The sequence below is a fragment of the Chryseobacterium sp. SN22 genome (assembly GCF_008329705.1).
Classification (GTDB): domain Bacteria; phylum Bacteroidota; class Bacteroidia; order Flavobacteriales; family Weeksellaceae; genus Chryseobacterium.
Genome location: NZ_VTSX01000028.1, coordinates 38,758 through 57,682, shown reverse-complemented (window position 1 = coordinate 57,682; position 18,925 = coordinate 38,758). Strand labels below are relative to the sequence as shown.

Annotated in this window: 11 protein-coding genes; all 11 read right to left on the bottom strand. The window is 42.4% G+C overall.

The window, feature by feature from the left end; translation table 11 throughout:
• Positions 1-185: 185 nt before the first annotated feature.
• Positions 186-2,798, bottom strand: coding sequence for a TonB-dependent receptor (locus tag FY557_RS17250; protein ID WP_149248484.1), 2,613 nt, complete (start codon positions 2,796-2,798; stop codon positions 186-188).
• Positions 2,799-3,008: 210 nt separating this feature from the next.
• The gene (nadC, locus tag FY557_RS17245) at positions 3,009-3,869 is read right to left on the bottom strand and encodes a carboxylating nicotinate-nucleotide diphosphorylase (protein WP_149248483.1); all 861 of its coding nucleotides are present in this window, start codon (positions 3,867-3,869) and stop codon (positions 3,009-3,011) included.
• A 10-nt stretch (positions 3,870-3,879) separates the two neighbouring features.
• Positions 3,880-4,515: a hypothetical protein gene (locus tag FY557_RS17240; protein WP_149248482.1), complete on the bottom strand. Its 636-nt coding sequence runs from the start codon at positions 4,513-4,515 to the stop codon at positions 3,880-3,882.
• Between the two features lie 10 nt (positions 4,516-4,525).
• Entirely contained in the window at positions 4,526-6,097 is a 1,572-nt protein-coding gene (gene nadB, locus FY557_RS17235) for an L-aspartate oxidase (protein WP_149248481.1), read from the bottom strand.
• A 32-nt stretch (positions 6,098-6,129) separates the two neighbouring features.
• Positions 6,130-6,756, bottom strand: a complete 627-nt coding sequence (locus FY557_RS17230) for an NAD(P)H-dependent oxidoreductase (protein ID WP_149248480.1) — start codon at positions 6,754-6,756, stop codon at positions 6,130-6,132.
• Between the two features lie 264 nt (positions 6,757-7,020).
• Positions 7,021-9,282 carry a T9SS type B sorting domain-containing protein gene (locus FY557_RS17225; RefSeq protein ID WP_149248479.1) on the bottom strand — a complete coding sequence of 754 codons (2,262 nt, stop codon included), beginning with the start codon at positions 9,280-9,282 and terminating at the stop codon, positions 7,021-7,023.
• A 175-nt stretch (positions 9,283-9,457) separates the two neighbouring features.
• Positions 9,458-11,710, bottom strand: a complete 2,253-nt coding sequence (locus FY557_RS17220; RefSeq protein ID WP_149248478.1) for a T9SS type B sorting domain-containing protein — start codon at positions 11,708-11,710, stop codon at positions 9,458-9,460.
• 364 nt (positions 11,711-12,074) lie between these two features.
• On the bottom strand, positions 12,075-12,551 hold the full coding sequence (gene rnhA, locus FY557_RS17215) for a ribonuclease HI (protein ID WP_149248477.1): 477 nt from the start codon (positions 12,549-12,551) through the stop codon (positions 12,075-12,077).
• Positions 12,552-12,612: 61 nt separating this feature from the next.
• Positions 12,613-14,211, bottom strand: coding sequence for a replicative DNA helicase (gene dnaB, locus FY557_RS17210; RefSeq protein ID WP_149248476.1), 1,599 nt, complete (start codon positions 14,209-14,211; stop codon positions 12,613-12,615).
• Between the two features lie 164 nt (positions 14,212-14,375).
• Positions 14,376-16,730 (bottom strand): T9SS type B sorting domain-containing protein, encoded by a 2,355-nt coding sequence (locus FY557_RS17205; RefSeq protein WP_228451822.1) that lies wholly within the window; start codon positions 16,728-16,730, stop codon positions 14,376-14,378.
• A 91-nt stretch (positions 16,731-16,821) separates the two neighbouring features.
• Positions 16,822-18,912, bottom strand: coding sequence for a T9SS type B sorting domain-containing protein (locus FY557_RS17200; RefSeq protein ID WP_149248475.1), 2,091 nt, complete (start codon positions 18,910-18,912; stop codon positions 16,822-16,824).
• Between the last annotated feature and the right edge of the window lie 13 nt (positions 18,913-18,925).

The window sequence follows — 18,925 nt, the reverse complement described above, 5'->3', positions numbered from 1 at the left end:
GAATTTTCATTTTCTAAACCTACAGCATAGCTTCCGCTTAAGAGAATACCAATAACATATTTTTTATTCTTCCAGTAATTGACGAATTCTTGTAACGCTTCATCCATTTTAATTTTCTTTAAAAATAAAAAAATCCCGGCGAATTGCCGGGATTTGTAGGTATAAAATCTAATGTTTTTATTTGATTAGAAGTTAAATGATAATGTTGCAGCCCATGTTCTTCCGAATCCGAAAAATACACGGTTTGACGTATCAATACCTTTGAAGAAATTATTAGGGTTATTGATATATGTATTATACTGTTGCTGCGCAGTGGCTCCTCCTGCAATATCTTTGAAGTCACCTTGCTGCTTAACAAAATTGTTGGTAGCTCCGTCCTGAATATATGTTTTATCAAACAAGTTGTAAACGTTTGCTCCGATGGTAAAGAATTGAGAAGGATTATTTAATCTTATTCTATACGATACACCGACATCCGTTAGGTTGTAATCAGGTAATTTCAATACTCCTCTTTCCTGGTTTACTGGATTTGAGAAAGTAGCAATATCAATAGATGAATAGAGTTTTCCTACATAACGCCATCCTGCATAAATACTCAAATCTTTTACTGGCTTAACGGTTGCTCCTAAAGCTGCGGTCATTTGCGGGATACTGTTGTTGCTTGTTCCTCCTACTTTTACTTTGTCAAGATAAAGAGTAGTAGTGTTGGAATCACCTGCAACAGTTAAAGGATTGTTGTTCCCATCAAATGTTGTACCTGTAGCATTTCCTTTATAATAGTAATCGCCCCAAGAGAACATTCCGTTAAATTCTACAATGTTATTAAGTCTATAAACTGCATCTACCTCAACTCCTTGGTGGATTTCAGTAATTCCGTTCATTTCTGCATAAGCATCCGTTACGTTTGGAACCGTAATTGTTCTTCTTAATGCTCTGTCTTTCCACTCTGTTCTGTAAACATTCACATTTGCATTGAATTTCGCAGATCTAAAACCGTATCCAAGTTCAGCAGAGAAAATTTTCTCATTCGTTAGCTGAGGGTTAACCACTTGCTGGTTACTAGGGTATACCGTATTCATAAACGGCTGCTTACTGTAATAACCAATATTTGCAAAAACATTATTGTTTTCATCGATGTTGTAGTTTACACCCCCTTTAATGTTATATCCAAAGATATTTTTAAATCCGGTCTTTCTGTTTACAGTCTGGTTTCTCTGTACAGTAATACCATCCTGAACGAACTCGTCAATCCTCTGATATCCCTGATTTGAAACGGACCCTTGAATGAATGCAGATAAATCGTTTTTAGAATACTCGATTTGTCCGAATCCACTATACCATAGTACTTCACCATCATTGCTAAATCCTACTCTTTCATTTAATGGAACCTGGCTTCCACCAAAAGGGTTCCAATTTAATTTTTTATAATCAGAAGTGGCTGTTACTATGTTAGGAGCTATATTTTTATTGGCATTATCTTTATATCCTTTTGCTCCATAAAGATCTGAAATAACCTGGTAATGATAACCATAATAATATCTATTATCTGTACCTATTGAGAAATTCCAATTATCATTCAATTTGTGTTGGAAATTTGCTAAGATACCATACCAGTTGTGAGAATTAATACTAGCTCTGCGGATTAGTGTACTTCCTGCATTGGCCGCATTAACATTAACAGCAGCATTTTCAGCAAATAATTTATCGTAGTTATACAGACCTTGTGCATCTCTGAAATATGGCACTCCATTTACAGATGCTGTAAGGTTTCTTCCGTTTACCCTACCAAGATCACCTGTTCCACCACCTCTACCGTTGGACATATAAGCGACGGTACTTAACTTTGATTTTTCATTAAATGTCCAATCCCAGTTCAACATCATTACAGGCTTGTTATAATAGTTGGATCTATTAGATAACGCAATCCTTCTGCCTTCTGCATTTGTATAATACCCCCAGTCACTGTTATAAGTTCTGTCCGGCGTTCCGTCATTATCCGGATTATATTTAATATAATCAGAAATGGTAGGTGCGAAAGATCTTTGGTCATGCCACTGCGGAGCTCCTGTTATCGTAAATTGTAAATTGTGCTTTTGGTTTACTTCCCAACCCAAAGCGAAGAAATAAGTATATGCTTCGTAATCTGTATTTTGAATATAAGTAGATCCTGATTGTCTACCCATTAAGAATGATGAAGACCATCCCTTATCAGATTTTCCGGTATTATAAGCAAATGAAGTTTTTAAATAATCATTGTTACCAACTCCCAATCTTACAATACCGCCCTTTTTCATATCGGCTGATTTTGTAATAAAGTTCATCGTACCTCCTACAGATGCAATGGCCAGTTTAGAAGAACCAAGACCTCTCTGTACCTGGATAAAGCTGGTTACATCAGAAAGACCAGTCCAGTTTGAAAAATAAACAGTACCTCCTTCCATATCATTTACAGGCATACCGTTTACCATTACTGCAATATTTCTGGATTCAAATCCACGCATTACAATCTGAGAGTCTCCGAAACCACCACCACCTTTTGTAGCATAGATGGACGGTGTCGTATTAAGCATTTCAACAAGCTCCTGATTTCCTTGTCTCTCAAGAATTTGTGCTGCTTTAATAGTAGATACCGCAACTGGTGTTTTTCTATCTTTAGCGATATCTGTAACACCTCGCAGGATTACCTCTTCAATGTCTTTGGACTTTGCTGCTGTGTCCTGAACCTGTTGAGCGTAATAGACACTAGCTGTAGATAAAGTAATTACTGCAGTTAGAATCGATTTGTTGATTAATTTCATAATCGTTAGTAATAGTTAGATTAAATTTTCTGCAAAATTGAGGAATTATATTTTAACTAATATTAACTGTATGTTAATTTTTAATCATTCTCAATAAGGTTTAAATTTCTGATTTACAATGCATTGAATAATAATTGGAATTTCGTATGAAAAAAATCACGTTATTGAATTTTTAACAGAATATAGTTATTTTTATTGAAAATTAAATCCCTATTTAACAGCTTTCAGACTTAAATCCATATTGCCGGCCGAGTGTGTCAGGGCTCCGGCTGAGATATAGGTCACACCTGTGGAAGCAATTTCTTTCAGCTGGTCGCGGGTAATTCCTCCGGATGCTTCGGTTTCGCAGGTGCCGTTGATAAGCTTTACCGCTTTCTTCATGGTCTTTACATCCATATTGTCGAGCATGATCCGGTCGACTTTTGCATCGATGGCTTCCTGGACTTCCTCAAGGTTTCTCGTTTCAACCTCTATTTTCAGTTTTTTCTTATTCTTCTTGATATACTCCTTGGCCATCTTCACAGCATTGGTAATGCTTCCGTTGTAATCGATATGGTTGTCTTTCAGCATGATCATATCATAAAGACCGTACCGGTGATTGGTTCCGCCACCGATGGCCACTGCCCATTTTTCACAGACCCTGAAGTTCGGGGTGGTTTTCCGGGTATCCAGAAGCTTGGTCTTTGTTCCGACCAACCTGGAATCCCAGTCGTGGGTCAATGTTGCAATACCGCTCATCCGCTGCATACAATTTAATACCAGTCTCTCTGTAGAAAGAATTGACCTTGCGCTACCTGTTACGATAAAAGCAGTGTCGCCAACTTTTACAGCGTCCCCATCTTTTACGAAGGTTTCAACTTTCAGGTTTTTATCAAAAGTTTTAAAAATAATTTCGGCCAGTTCCACTCCGGCAAGAATGCAGTCCTGTTTTACCAGAAGCCTGGCGCTTTGTTCCAGGTCTTTCGGAATCGTGGAAAGGGTAGAGTGGTCGCCATCCTGGATGTCTTCCTCCAAAGCATTTTTAATAAATTGTTTTAAAACTTTATCGGTAACGTATATCGGTCTTTTCATATTTTTTAATTTAGTAATAAAAGGAAGATTTTTTTCCAAACAAGAGGTCATGAATGATAAAGAGTAAAAGAACTTCATTATCTTTTGCATCTATTTTTTCAAAATCTATATTATCTTTTATTTGAATGTTATTTTGATTAATACCTTCAAATTGAAGTACGGATTTTTCCTGTTTCCCCTGAGAAACGATGGTGTGCTTCCATTTAAATGTATTCCAATCATATTCTTGGGTGAAATAAGTAATTTTATTTTCTTTAAAAGTCAGGATCGGATACTGAGGATTATTAATATAATACAACGTTAAACGTAATCTATTATCCTGAATAATATTATTTAAGTCAAATTCTGTGTTTCCATAATATTTTGGTTTCCCTAGACCATTCATATTACATAGAAGATTCAGTACCAATGGATATTTTGATCTTGGAACTATGATTTTCTTTAATAAATCTGCTCCAAATATTCCGCCGATAGCACTTAACAGAATTAATCCCATCATAGCAAAGCCATCAAAAGAGTTGGTTATCTTAAAATTTTTATCTGAATACAAATACATCAACACACAAGCGCAGATCAAAGAAAAAATTATTCTTGAATAGAATAAAACATTAACTATTGTAAGAATATTCAGATTCAGAGTTTTCATGATTAATAAATTAAACCAAGTCTTTATTATAAAACGCCCCCTTGTTTTCCGTCATTTCCATCGACTGGGTAATGATGAGGTGCGCCACGGTGGTTAAATTTCTCAGTTCCGATAATTGCGGTGAAAGAATGGAGTAGTGGTAAATTTCATCCACGGCCGCTGCAATTTCCTGGTGTTTCTGCAAAGCCATATTCAGACGGCGGTTGCTTCTTACGATACCCACCAGGTCACTCATCATTTCCTGAAGCTGTTTCCTGAGGTAAGAAACGATTACCATTTCGTCCATGATCTTCATGCCTTCTTCATCCCATTCCGGAACCGCTTTCAGGTCATCGAAGTTGAAATTATTTTCGTTCAGGAGATCTACGGTTTTCATTGCCGCATTATGACCAAAAACCAAACCTTCCAGTAGAGAATTGGATGCCAGTCTGTTGGCGCCGTGAAGCCCGGAGTTTGTACATTCTCCCACACCAAACAGGTTTCGGATGGAAGACTGCCCGTCCCGGTCGACTTCGATTCCCCCCATTAAATAATGACAGGCGGGAACTACAGGAATCAGCTGGGTAAAAGGATCAACGCCTTCATCCCTGCACTTTTTATAAATATTAGGAAAATGTTCGAGGAATTTTTCGCGGTTCATTTCACGACAGTCCAGTCCTACATATTCGTCACCGGTCACTTTCATTTCGGCATCAATTGCTCGGGCAACAATATCCCGGGAAGCCAGCTCTTCACGCGCATCGTATTTGTGCATGAATTTTTCACCTTTTTTTGTCCTTAGCTTGGCCCCGTCTCCGCGTACGGCTTCCGAAATGAGGAACAGCATCCCGTCGATCTTGCTGTATAAAGCCGTCGGATGGAACTGGTAATACTGCATATTGGAAACTTTTCCTTTCGCTCTGGCGACAAATGCAATTCCGTCTCCTGTGGCAATGGTCGGGTTGGTGGTGTTTTTATACACATGGCCTGCCCCGCCGGTGGCTACCAAAGTGATCTTAGAGGTGATTTTTTTTATTTTTTTAGACTTTTCATCCAGGATGTAGGCTCCGTAGCAGTGGATATCGCCTTCATTCAGTTCTTTTCCGGGAACATGGTGCTGCGTGATGATGTCGATTACATAATGATGATCCAGGATCTCAATATTTTCGCTCCTGTTGGCGGTTTCCAGCAAAGCCCTTTCAATTTCAAACCCGGTAATGTCTTTATGGTGTACGATCCTGTTCTCGGTGTGCCCGCCTTCTCTTCCCAGCGCAAATTCACCGTTTTTCATGTCAAAATTCGCACCCCATTCCACGATTTCATTAAACCGGGCGGGAGCTTCGGTAACGACCATTTCCACAACGTCGCGTTTGTTTTCCCCGTCTCCGGCGCGCATCGTATCTTCGATGTGTTTCTGGAAATTGTCGTTTTTAGAATCCGTCACTACCGCAAGGCCGCCCTGGGCATATTTGGTATTGCTTTCATCTTCGTCCGACTTTGTTACGATGATTATTTTGGCATCAGGAAGCTGCTCAGAAACTTTTATGGCATAAGAAAGTCCCGAAATTCCGGAACCGATTACTAATACATCCGCTTTTATCATATCCTTGGTTTAAGACAAAACTGTCTAAATAATTAAATAAATTTAAACAATTTTTCGTTTGGTTTTCTCACTTTTTTCATGTGCTGAAAATGATCTTCCTCCGAACGGTAGCCCAGTGCAAGGGTAACGCTTACTTTTTCGGTTTCAGGATTGATGCTTAAAAGCTCTTCAATAAGTTCCTGGCGGAAGCCTTCCATCGGGCAGGTATCTACATTTTCGATCGCGGCGGCATACATGAGGTTTGCCAGAACGATGTAGGCCTGCTTTTCTGCCCAGCTGAAGATTTCATCCTGGGTTTTTTGATTAATGTGTTGATTGATGCTGTTTTTAAAAAGATCCAGTTTTTCCATTGGGGTTTCCCTTACTTTGGAAATATGCCTGAAATACCCGTTGATGTAGTTATCGTCCACTATTTTTTTAGCCACAATAACGATCAGATGGGAGCAGGTGGAAATCTGTGACGGATTGTAAAAAGCCGGAATTAATTTTTTCTTCATTTCCTCACTTTCCACAATCAGGATTTCGTAAGGCTGAAGACCGAGGGAGCTTGCCGATAATTTTCCCGATTCGAGAATATTATGAAGGGTTTCCTGAGGGATGATACCGTTGTTAAATTTCTTTACAGAATATCTTCTGCTTAAAGCTTCCAAGTAATTCATAAGACAAATTTAATCATTGAATGCGAATTAAATACCGATAAACGAAAATATCTTATTCTAAATTAGACTAAAAAAACAAGAGTTCGAAGTGGAAATCGGATGAATTGGCCGGAAGAGGGAAGCTGGATGCCGGAAGTTTCCCCCCGTCGACTTTACAGTCAGTGATGTTTATTAACAAATGATACTGGCTGATAGCCTGTTAAAAAAGATCACCCCGGAATAAATCCGGAGTGATCCTTTCATATATAGGGAATGGTTATTTCGCTAATCTCTGTTTTTTACCAGGATCCATCCGGAGTACTTTACCGGCGTATTCTTTTTGTCGTTTTCATTCCATGAAACGGAATACCAGTAGTTTCCGGTAGGCATTTTCCGTCCGCCCACGGTTCCGTCCCACTTGTAGCGGTTGGATTTATCGGCTTCATGGATTTTCGCACCGTACCGGTCATAGACATTGAATACCATGTTTTTCTTCCCGGCAAGGGCAGAGTAATCGATGACATCATTTACGCCGTCACCGTTCGGGGTAATCACATTGATCAGATTAGGCACCACGATGGTAACGGTGATCGGATCACAGTCGTAGGCATCTTTCAGATATACCTGGCTGTCTCCTCTCGGCACATTCTTAAATTCATTGGCGTCCTGCCAGTGAATCCCGTCCATGGAATATTTGTAGGGGGCCGTTCCGCCGTTTGCAAAAATGGTGACCGTGGTATTGGCAATATCAACCCCGGTGATTACAGGCTGTTCCGAAGCGTATACTTTTATAGTTTGCCTAACGGTACAGTCTCCCGTTTTCAGATCTACCCAATAGGTTCCTACCGTTACGTTGCTGATGCTCTGGCTGGTGGCTCCGGTACTCCATTTGTAAGAAGTGAATCCAGGTCCTGCATCCAGGGTCGTGGTATCTTCCATACAGATAATCTTATCCTCCAGAAGTGTAGAGAAAACCTGTGGAATAACGATCAGGGTAACTTTTGCGATGGCATAACAGCCGTTGGTATTGGTTACTTTAATAAATGCGGTACCATTCGGAGAAGTATAGGCAGCAGGCATCGGAATCGGATTAGTTCCGTTCTGTGCATCCGTTAAAGACGGGTAGTAAGTTTTTGTCCCGGGTTGGGAAGTAACTAAAGCGGTAGTGAGGTCGAACAATCCGGTTGAAGGGTTGGTCGCGATTGCACAGGATCTCAGGGTAGCATTCTGCACAACAACGACAGGAGCGATCGTCAAAGTGACGTCGGCAACATCCGTACAGCCCTGCGGTGTGGTGACTTTAGCATAGATGGTGGCTGCCGGCGAGAAAAATGCCGAAGGATTGGCAATCGGACTAAGGTTGTTGTTCAGGTCGTACATGGAATTGTAAAATACCGACGTACTTCCCGGGACTGAAGACACCGCAGCATTGGTAAGGTTGAAAACAGCGCCTCCTGCATTATCATTGTTACAACCCGTCAGCGTTGCATCAGTAGCTGCAAACGGGGTCGGAGTAAGTATGATTTTTCCGTCGCCGTTATCGCAAAGGGTAGACGAAGGGTCTTTTACAACGACCGTAATAGTTGTTGTTCCTGAAGGATAAACGTAATTTGCCGGATTGGTAATCGGTGTTCCTCCCGGACCCAAATAAGTAAATACATAATTGGCCGGGTTGGTCACAAACTGGTTCTGGAAAGAAGTTAAATTTACCGTTCCACTGCCTGTCGCAGGATTTGAACATACGAAAGGGGTGATGGTATTGGTAAGGATCGGAACTTTATCGATATAGATTTTAGCATTTTTAATCGAATGTCTTGCGCTGGCCCCTCCTGTGGCAGCAGAAAACCCGAAGAACCCGGTCGTCATCCCGACAGCACCTCCGGAAGCGGTGAACGGCTGGTCTGCCAGAACCACCCCATCCAGCTGGATTTTAATATTCCAGATATTCGGATTCACAGGATCTATGGTTCCGTTTACGATAACGTGTCTGTAATTCGATCCTACAAACGGCTGTGTAGGATTAAGGTCGGCTGTGTGGAAGGTGCTTCCCGGCGTATTGTTGTATTCGATGTTGTTGTTCCCTACGGGTAAATTATTGGTCCCGTAAAGAACGTGCACCTTGCTCATCTGGCCTTCCGTGGAATTGTTGAAAATATCAAAACCCACCATCAGTCCGTTGGCGTTGGAAGGAATGCCAAGACCGCCACCGCCGGTAAATCCGGTTGGTGGATTACTCAGATACCAGAAAGTAAACCCGTCACCGCGGCCGTAAGTTGCTGTTCCGTTTCCGTCGATCCTGAAATCGAATTCTACTTTCCATTTGTCGCAGTATTTAAGGTTAATGGGGGTTGACAGTTTTACTACCCCGAACTGGTTGGTAACATCCTGGGTAAGCTGTACAAAATCCCCGCTTACGGATGCATTGGAAACCAGATCCCACCCCGTAGTGTTTACCGGGCTTCCGGTAAGCTGATAAGTCTGTGCGGAAAACCTTCCGCTAAAACAGAGGAAGATGATAAAAAAATTAAGGAGTAATTGTTTTTTCATTTGAACAGATTGAATAATGGTTAATAGAATAAACCGATTCCCAGCGCTATCTCTTTCCAAATGCAATCATTTTTAAAAGTCGGCATAAAGGGCAGGAAATGGATTTTTGGTTGATTAAATGGGGAAGCTGAAAAATAAAAAAGATCACGCCGCCCGGCGTGATCTTTCATATATATTATTCCCGGTTTTTCACCAATACCCAACCGTTATAAGACGTTTGCGTATTGTTTTTGTCGTTTTCATTCCAGGTAATGGTATACCAGTAAGTACCGGTCATTATTTTTTTGTTTCCGGAAGTTCCGTCCCATTTGAAGTCCCTGATTTTATTGGCTTCATACAGTTTGTTTCCGTACCGGTCATACACAGTGAAAACCAGGTTTTTCTTATATGCCAAAGCTGAATAATCGATAACGTCGTTTACATTATCTCCGTTAGGCGTAATGGCATTGATCAGATTAGGTACGGTGATCTGAACGTGAATCGGCGTACAGTTGTAAGAATCTTTCACATATACGGTAACTTCGCCTCTCGGAAGTCCGGTAAATACATTTGAATCCTGCCACTTTATTCCGTCCAGGGAATACTGGAAAGGGCTTTTTCCGCCTTTTACATTGATGGTAATGGTATTATTGGTGATATCGATGCCTGAAATCACCGGCTGGCTTGCCGCGTTTACCTTTACGGTCTGCAAAGTGGTACATCTTCCGGTTTTTAACTGCACCCAGTATTGTCCCGGTGCAATATTCTGGATAGACTGTGTAGTTGCTCCCGTGCTCCATAAATAGGTGTCGAAGCCCGGCCCTGCATCGAGACTGGTCTTGGCGTCAATACAGATGGTTTTGTCTTTCAGGACAGAAGAATAGATGGGAGGGAGAACCTTCAGTGTTATTTTAACGACTACAAAGCAATTTGTTACATTGGAAATTTTTACATAAACCGTTGATGAGGTTGCAATATAGGCTGTCGGATTTAAGATTTCATTGGTTCCTGCCAGAGCGTCAGCCTGTGTTTTGAAATACCTCTTGACCACTCCGGTAGCTGAGGTTACATTGGCCTGTGTAAGATTGAATAAAGCCGCCGTCGGTGCCACATCGATATAGCAGGATTCCATAGCCGCATCCTGGGAAGCGATCTGCGGGTAAAAAGCTAACGTGATAGGGGCAGAGCCCTGGCATCCCTGTGGTGTTGTTACTTTTACATATACGGTTCCGGCTGCCGAAACATACGCCGTCGGATTTGTAATTTCAGGGGTTCCCGCATTTAGATTAGCCATTGTTGTGTAAAACTTCTTGGTAGAACCGGCCGGTTCATTTACATTGGCAAGCGTCAGGTTAAACGTTGCCGTTCCGGCATTATTGTTATTACATTCGGTAAGAGTGGCAGCTGTTGCGGTAAAAGGAGACAGGGTCAGCAGGATCTTGCCGTCCGGATTATCGCACAAGAGCCCGGAATTGTCTTTAATGCGTACTGAAACCGTTGTATTTCCGCTGAACTGGAAGTTCGCAGGATTGGCAACCGGAGTTCCGCCAACGCTGTAAGTAAAGGTATAGTTTGCCGGATTTGCTACAAACTGGCTCTGGAATGTTGTTAAATTAATGGTTCCCTGTCCGGTAGACGGATTCGGGCAAACACTTGCAGAAACAGTCGGTTGGTTAATAGAAACTTTATCCGTGAAAATTTTGGCATTTTTGATTGAGTGCCTGGCACTGGCTGCTCCGGTAGATGCGGAAAAGCCGAAATACCCCTGTGTCATCCCGACTGCTGCTCCCGAAGGGGCAAACGATTGGTTGACTACCGTAATTCCGTCGATCTTGATGCTGATGATCCAGTTGGCCGGAGTTGCAGGATCTACCTGCCCCAATACTTCCACATGCTTATAGGCAGCTCCTACGAAAGGCTGTGTCGGGTTAAGATCCGGGGTATGAAAGGTACTGCCGGGCGTATTGTTGTATTCAATATTCGATCCTGGTGTATTGTTGGTTCCGTAAAGAACGTGCACCTTGCTCATTTGCCCTTCCGTACTGTTGTTGAAGATGTCAAATCCTACCATCAGTCCGGTAGAGTTGGCCGGAATCCCTAAGCCGCCGCCTGAAGTATAAGCTGCGGGAGGATTGGACAAATACCAGAAAGCAAAACCATCACCGCGGCCGTAGCTGGCTGTTCCGTTTCCGTCGATCCTGAAATCGAATTCCACCCTCCATTTATCACAGAATTTAAGATTGATAGGAGCGTTTAATTTAATACCGCCCACCTGGGAAGTCTGGTCCGCAGTAAGCTGAATGAAGTCGCCGCTGACCGTTGCAGAAGGAACTACATCCCATCCCGTAGTAACTACAGGGTTTCCTGTAAGCTGATACGTCTGGGAAGAGAATTTTCCTATGAAGCAGGATAAAAGCAGGATAAAAAAAGCCAATAGTTTTTTATTCATATAGTATGATACTTAAAATTAGACCTGTCAAAGATATTAAATCCTAACCAATAAATATGTATTCAGTGTTAATTTTGCCGGAAATGATGGCTATTCGTTAAAGAATGATAAGTTTAAAAGGTAAATTATGAAAATTTTGGATCGGAGTGGTAGACGATAAGCTAACTTAAACTTAAAAAGAAATCGGATTAATAGGATGGAAGAAGGAAGCTGGACGTGTTTTATGTTAATATAACAGTAAAGGATTCTGAAATATTGAATGGTAATGTTTGTTATTTTAAAGAATGTTCTATTTAAAATATTTATTTAACCGGGTGAATTTCAGTGTATTAATTATTGAAAATAAATTTAATATTATCAGATCTTAAAATAAAGTATTGTTTTCCAGGCTTTCAAAATAATAATCTGTTTCAAGATCCGGTGAAGCGGCTGCGGCTACAGCCAGTTTATCGCACAGCTCATTTTCAAAATGCCCGGCGTGGCCTTTGATCCAATGCATCTTAGGTTTGTGCAGGTTGTACAGGACTGCAAATTTCTGCCATAGATCAGGATTCTTTACATTTTTCCAACCGCGCCGGATCCATCCGGCAAGCCAGTTCTGGTTAATGGCATCCGCTACATATTTGCTGTCGGTGTAAACATGGATGTCATTGTCGGGGGATTTCAGTTTTTCCAGCGCAGTAATCACTGCCAGCAGTTCCATCCGGTTGTTGGTAGTTTTCCGGAAGCCTTTTGAGAATGTTTTCTGGTAATTTTTTTCAGGAACGCGCATGAGGATCCCATATCCGCCTTTTCCGGGATTTCCGCTGCATGCTCCGTCGGTGTATATTTCAATTCTCATGTCAGGTAGAGGCTAAGGCTTAGGTTCAGTTTAAGATTCAGGAAAATTTAACCTTAATTTTTTAAAAAGGAAAATCATCATCATCATCAAAATCATTCATGGAAGATCCTGAAAGTTTTGAGCTGTCCGGCAAATCAAAAGCGGCTCCCGGCTGGATGGTGGTCTTAATCTTATCGAAACCGCTCGGCTCTCCCAGTAAGCCACCGTTAGAGCTGTACCCCATCGATCCGCTACCTATGTCAAATGCCATTTCGATATCGGCAAATTTTGCAAAGTGTTTAAGGAAAGACAGGCGCACATCGGCTGTCGCCCCGTTCCTGTGTTTGGCGATAATAAGCTCGGCCTGGTTTTCCGTTGAGGTTTCCTGCCCTTCTTCATCGTTATCCCAGACGGTAATCTTATAATATTCCGGTCTGAAGATGAAAGATACGATATCCGCATCCTGCTCAATGGCTCCGGATTCCCTGAGGTCGGAAAGCTGCGGCCTTTTTCCGGGACGGGTTTCAACACTTCGCGAAAGCTGGGAAAGTGCGATTACCGGGACATTCAGTTCTTTGGCGATGGCCTTTAATGAACGGGAGATCATGGAGATTTCCTGTTCCCGGTTTCCGGCTCCTTTTCCGCCGCCTCCGGCCGTCATCAGCTGAAGGTAGTCCACCATGATGATTTTCACCCCATGCTGCATCACCAGTCTCCGGCATTTCGCCCGGAAGTCGAAGATGGAAAGGGAAGGGGTTTCATCAATATATAAAGGTGCATTTTCAAGTTCGGATACATTGGAGAAGAGCCTTTGCCATTCGTCGTCATCCAGCGTTCCTTTTCTGAGTTTTTCAGATGAAATCCTGGTTTCGGAGGCAATCATCCTCGTGATCAGCTGTACCGAGGCCATCTCAAGCGAGAACAGGGCCATCGGAATTTTATGGCCGACCGCAATATTTCTGGCCATGGAAAGTAGGAATGCCGTTTTTCCCATTGCCGGACGTGCCGCAATGATGATCAGGTCAGAATTCTGCCAGCCCCCGGTTTCTTTATCCACATCGCGGAATCCGGAAGGGACTCCGGAAAGCCCTTCTTTGTCCTTCAGGGATTTAATGGTATCGATGGCCTGCTTTACCAATGAGTTTGCCGTATCGAATCCTTTTTTAATGGTCCCGTTGGTGATTTCAAAAAAGGACTGCTCGGCTTTATCCAGCAATTCAAAAACATCCGTTGATTCTTTATAGGATGCATCAATTACGTTCGCTGAAACATTAATTAAGCTTCTTAAAATGTACTTTTCAAGAATGACGCGTACGTGATATTCAATATGTGCCGATGAGCTTACCCCCATCGTCAGATCGATAATGTAGCTGTCTCCGCCTGCATGATTCAGCTGCCCTTCTTTTTTCAGCGCCTGAATGATGGTCATTAAATCCACCGGCTGGTTGCCTTCGTATAATTTTAAAATGGCAGAAAAAATAACCTGGTGTCTCGGATCATAAAAAACCTCCGGTGTCAGTAAATCGATGGAATGGTCAAGCCCTTTTTTATCAATTAAAAAAGTTCCGATTACCAGCCTTTCGAAATCCAGTGCGTTGGGAGGCATTTTCCCATCGGCAATAGAGAGTTCTTTTGCAAAGTTTCCGTTCGTTAAGGTGGATAAAGTTTCTTTCTGCGCCATAGTTGTGCAAAGATAGTTTTTTTGAAAATCAATTAAAAAATAGTATTCAACAATTTATAAACACAATCTTATCCGGATTTATTGCAGGAAAGGGATTGCGTCGATGTGCATAAAAAAATCACCTCAAGATTGAGGTGATTCTAATTTGAATATGAAGGATTCTCTTAGTTGATATTTTTTACCAATACCCAACCGCTGTATTTCGTTTCGGTATTGTTCTTGTCGTTTTCGGTCCAGGTAATGGTGTACCAATAGGTTCCTGTTACGATTCTTTTACCGTTGGAAGTTCCGTCCCACGTGTAATTTCTTATTTTGTCCGCTTTGTAAATCATGTTTCCGTATCGGTCATATACCGTGAATACGAGATTTTTCTTGTAGGCTAAAGCGGAGTAATCGATATAATCGTTTTTATTATCCCCGTTCGGTGTGATGGCATTCAGAAGGTTGGGAACCGTTACCTGAACGCTGATCGGGTTACAGTTGTAGGAATCTCTCACATACACTTTGTTTTCCCCTCTCGGAAGACCGGTGAAAACATTGGAATCCTGCCAGTTGGTACCATCAAGGGAATACTGGTAAGGGCCTTTTCCTCCGTTAACCGTTACCGTAAATGAATCATTGTTGATTTCAATATTGGTAATCACAGGCTGGGCAGAAGCATTTACTTTTACTTCCTGCAACGTCCAGCATTTTCCTGTTTTCAGTTTTACCCAATATGCTCCGGCGCCTATATTAGTGATGGATGAAGTGGTAGCACCGGTGCTCCATTCGTAGCCGTCAAAACCCGGACCTGCATCCAGCGTCGTTTTGTTTTCAATACAAATGATCTTGTCTTTAAGAACGTTGGATTTTACAGGAGGCAGAACTTTCAGGTTGATTTTGGCAATCGCATAACAGTTTTGTATGCTGATTACTTTTACATAAACAACACCTGTGGTTGCGATATACGTATCAGCATTTAAGATTTCATTGGTTCCTGCAACAGCATCTGCCTGGGTTTTGAAATACTTTTTAGTAACGCTGGGTTGGGACGTTACGTTTACCTGAGTCAGGTCAAAGGCTGCATTGGTAATGTTGGATTCAATATAACATTCTTCCACGCTGGCATCATTTACCACTACTCCGGGATAGAACTCCAGTTTGATCTGGTTGTACCCGGTACATCCCTGCGGCGTTCTTACTTTTACATATACTGTTTTCGGTGCAGCAGAAGTATAAGCGGCAGGATTGGTGATCTCATTGGTCCCTGCATTCATATCCACAATGGTAGGATAATATTTTTTCGTAACGTTGGTAGATGTAGGGTAAACATCAGGAGTCGTCAGATTGAAAACTCCGGTTCCCACATTGTTATTGTTACATGCATTTACGGTAGCCGGAACCACAGTCAGAGCCGGCAGGAACTGCAGGGTAATTTCCCCGGTTCCCACACATCCTTCGCTGGTAACGATTTTTACATAAACTTTATTAGGAGCCGAGGCATACGATGAAGGCGTGGCAATCTGGTTGGTGCCTGCATTAAGATCGGCCATGGTCGGATAATACGTTTTTGTTACATTCGTCGGTGCATAAACGTTTGCTGAGTTCAGGTCGAAGTAGCCTATACCGGTATCATCATAATTACATGCGGTTATGGTGGCATTATTCACAACGATATTTCCTGACCTGAATTTAAACTTCCCGATCTGGAAACAGCCGTTTATCGGATTGGCAGGGTTTGCCGGATCCGTATATTTGAGTCTGTAATAATAAACGGTCGTTGCATTTACCATGATTGGTGTGGTGATCGGCGAATTTCCTGTAATCGCATCATTACTTGTCAAATGATAAGTTACCGTAAAGTTCGGGTTATTGTTGATGATTCCTGCCGATAATGTACTGAAATCAAACATCGTCGGTAAAGCACATTTCAGGATCTCATTCGGATCAGCCGGGTTTGCTGCCGGTGCACCTGGTGTAATAAAAGGGTTCGGCGTTAATGCAGGATCGGTGAAGGCTGAGGTTAACGTAGCGGTGCCTCCCCAGGTCATTGAAAAGGCCATAGCGGCCGCCGCACCGGACCAGTTGTCTACGACAAGATAATAGGTTTCGCCGGCTATCACATCCATTGCAGGGCTCCATGCAACGTTATTGGCTGTAAGACCAAGCTGTAATCCTGTCTGATTGGGTGCAGGTTGCGCACCTGCATAATTGCATCGGATCGGTGCCCCTTTGGTAGCACAGGTTACATTAGGTCCGTATACTGCAAAATCATAATCGGCTGTATAAGGAGCCTGTGGAGAAATGGTAAATGTTAAAGTCCCCGAGGTTGCTATGGTGAACTGATACCACACGGAGTAATGCTCGTTCCCACCCAAACAGCTTCCGTTGGCATTTACCTGATCATCCACAATCCCCGGACCTGTAGGGAAATAAGAGATGTCTGAGTTTCCGCATATCGGGATTGCCGATGCACAATCTGATTGTGAAAACAGCAACTGCGACAGAAACAGGACAGTCAGAAGTAGTAATTTCTTCATTATAACTGATTTTTATATGATTAAATTTCTTGTTTATTAAATGTGAAAAAAACCGCTTTTACCAAGCGGTTTTTTTCTATTGTCAATCGTTTTATTCTCTGTTTTTCACCATTACCCATCCGGAGAATTTGAACGGTGTGTTTTTCTTGTCGTTTTCATTCCACTCTACCGAGTACCAGTAGGTCCCCGTAGGTACTTTTTTACCCAGTGTGGTTCCGTCCCATTTGTATCCGGTGGATTTATCAGCCTGGCCAACTTTTACACCGTATCGGTCGTAGATGCTGAGAACCAGACCTTTCTTGCCTGCTAAAGCGGAGTAGTCGATCACATCATTGACACCGTCTCCGTTTGGTGTAATTACATTTACCAGGTTCGGTACCACTACCGTTACCGTAATCGGATCACAGTCATAATCATCCTTTACATACAGGGTATTATCACCTCTCGGAACATCATTAAAGATATTGGAGTCCTGCCATTTGATTCCGTCCAGTGAATATTTGTAAGGAGCGGTTCCTCCGACAACATTTGCCGTTATGGTATTGTTGGTAATATCGATGTTTGAAATAACAGGCTGTTCAGCAGGATATACCTTTACCGTTTGTCTTGCTATACATTCTCCGGTTTTAAGCTCTACCCAGTACGTGCCTACCGATACATTGTTAATGCTCTGAGACGTTGCGCCGGTGCTCCATTTGTAAGACGTGAATCCCGGGCCTGCATCCAGTGTAGTGGTATCTTCCATACAGATGATTTTATCTTCCAGAAGGCTGGAATAAACCGGAGGAAGAACAACCAGGGTTACTTTTGCTACGGCATAACATCCGTTTGAATTGGTTACTTTAACGAAAACTATTCCGTTTGGAGAAATGTACGTTGAAGGATTCAATATCTGATTGGTCCCTGCGATGGCATCCGTTATCGATGGATAATAAGTTTTCGTTCCCCCCTGCGATGTTACCGGAGCTGCCGTAACATCAAATGAAGCCAGTGCAGGATTTGTTGCAAGAAAACATGATCTAAGGGTAATATCCTGAACGGTTACAACAGGATGAAAATTCAGGGTTATTTTTGCAATATCGGTACATCCGAGGTTGGTGGTTACTTTTGCATATACATCTCCTGTTGAAGAAGTGTAGGCCCATGGCGTGGTGATTTCGTTTGTTCCGTTGTTGGCATCCGCAATGGTCGGATAATACTTCGTTGTATAGGTATATCCCGGGGTCGGCGTATATAAGGTCGTAGCCGTGAGGTTATATACCGCCGTGCCGTTATTATTGTTGTTGCATTCCGTCAGACTGGCATTGGTTGCCTTAAAGGTGACGTCTTTAAACTTAAATGCGTTGATGTTAAAGCATTTGTTTGTCGGGTTATTAGGATTGGTTGGGTCCTGGTAACGGACGGTATAATAGTAGGTGTTTGTGTTGTTTACAACAATCGGTGCTGTAATAGCGTTTACGTCTCCTAAAGCATCATTGGATGTTCTGTAATATTTTACATAGAAATTCGGATTGCCGTTAATGATATTGGCGCTGTTGCTCTGGAAATTATAAGGCGCTGTAATATCACATAATTCGATGATTCTTGGATCCGCGGGTGCAGCTCCAGGAAGCCCGATCGGATTAAACGGATTAGGCTGAATGGAGGGATCGTTAAATGGTGAAGTTAACGTAGCCGTACCACCCCAGGTTAATGAGAAAGCCATTGCTGCATTGGCACCGGACCAGTTATCGACAATAAGATAATAGGTTTCGCCCGGCAGTACATTCATGGCAGGACTCCAGGCACCGGCATTGGCCGTAAGGCCGAGCTGTAATCCCGTCTGGTTCGGAGCGGGCTGCGCACCGGCGTAATTACATCGGATCGGCGCCCCCTTGGTACCACAGGTTTTGTTGGGTCCGTATACTGCAAAATCATAATCTGCAGTAAAAGGAGCCTGAGGAGAAATGGTAAACGTTAAGGTTCCGGCAGTTGCTATAGTAAACTCATACCATACCGAAAAATGTTCGTTTGCACTTAAACAGCTTCCGTTCGCCTCTACATGGTCGTCTACGACTCCAGGACCGGTAGGAAAATAGGAGATATCTGAGTTTCCGCAAACCCGGATTGCAGTCGCGCAATCGGACTGGGCAAAAAAGATTTGTGAAAGGGTTAATAGTAATATAAGGTAGATTTTCTTCATAACAGTAGAATTT

Excerpts from the sequence above, each read along its gene's own strand:
- FY557_RS17250 (WP_149248484.1), bottom strand. The coding sequence starts at position 2,798 with ATGAAATTAATCAACAAATCGATTCTAACTGCAGTAATTACTTTATCT.
- nadC (WP_149248483.1), bottom strand. The coding sequence starts at position 3,869 with ATGAAAAGACCGATATACGTTACCGATAAAGTTTTAAAACAATTTATT.
- FY557_RS17240 (WP_149248482.1), bottom strand. The coding sequence starts at position 4,515 with ATGAAAACTCTGAATCTGAATATTCTTACAATAGTTAATGTTTTATTC.
- nadB (WP_149248481.1), bottom strand. The coding sequence starts at position 6,097 with ATGATAAAAGCGGATGTATTAGTAATCGGTTCCGGAATTTCGGGACTT.
- FY557_RS17230 (WP_149248480.1), bottom strand. The coding sequence starts at position 6,756 with ATGAATTACTTGGAAGCTTTAAGCAGAAGATATTCTGTAAAGAAATTT.
- FY557_RS17225 (WP_149248479.1), bottom strand. The coding sequence starts at position 9,282 with ATGAAAAAACAATTACTCCTTAATTTTTTTATCATCTTCCTCTGTTTT.
- FY557_RS17220 (WP_149248478.1), bottom strand. The coding sequence starts at position 11,710 with ATGAATAAAAAACTATTGGCTTTTTTTATCCTGCTTTTATCCTGCTTC.
- rnhA (WP_149248477.1), bottom strand. The coding sequence starts at position 12,551 with ATGAGAATTGAAATATACACCGACGGAGCATGCAGCGGAAATCCCGGA.
- dnaB (WP_149248476.1), bottom strand. The coding sequence starts at position 14,211 with ATGGCGCAGAAAGAAACTTTATCCACCTTAACGAACGGAAACTTTGCA.
- FY557_RS17205 (WP_228451822.1), bottom strand. The coding sequence starts at position 16,730 with ATGAAGAAATTACTACTTCTGACTGTCCTGTTTCTGTCGCAGTTGCTG.
- FY557_RS17200 (WP_149248475.1), bottom strand. The coding sequence starts at position 18,912 with ATGAAGAAAATCTACCTTATATTACTATTAACCCTTTCACAAATCTTT.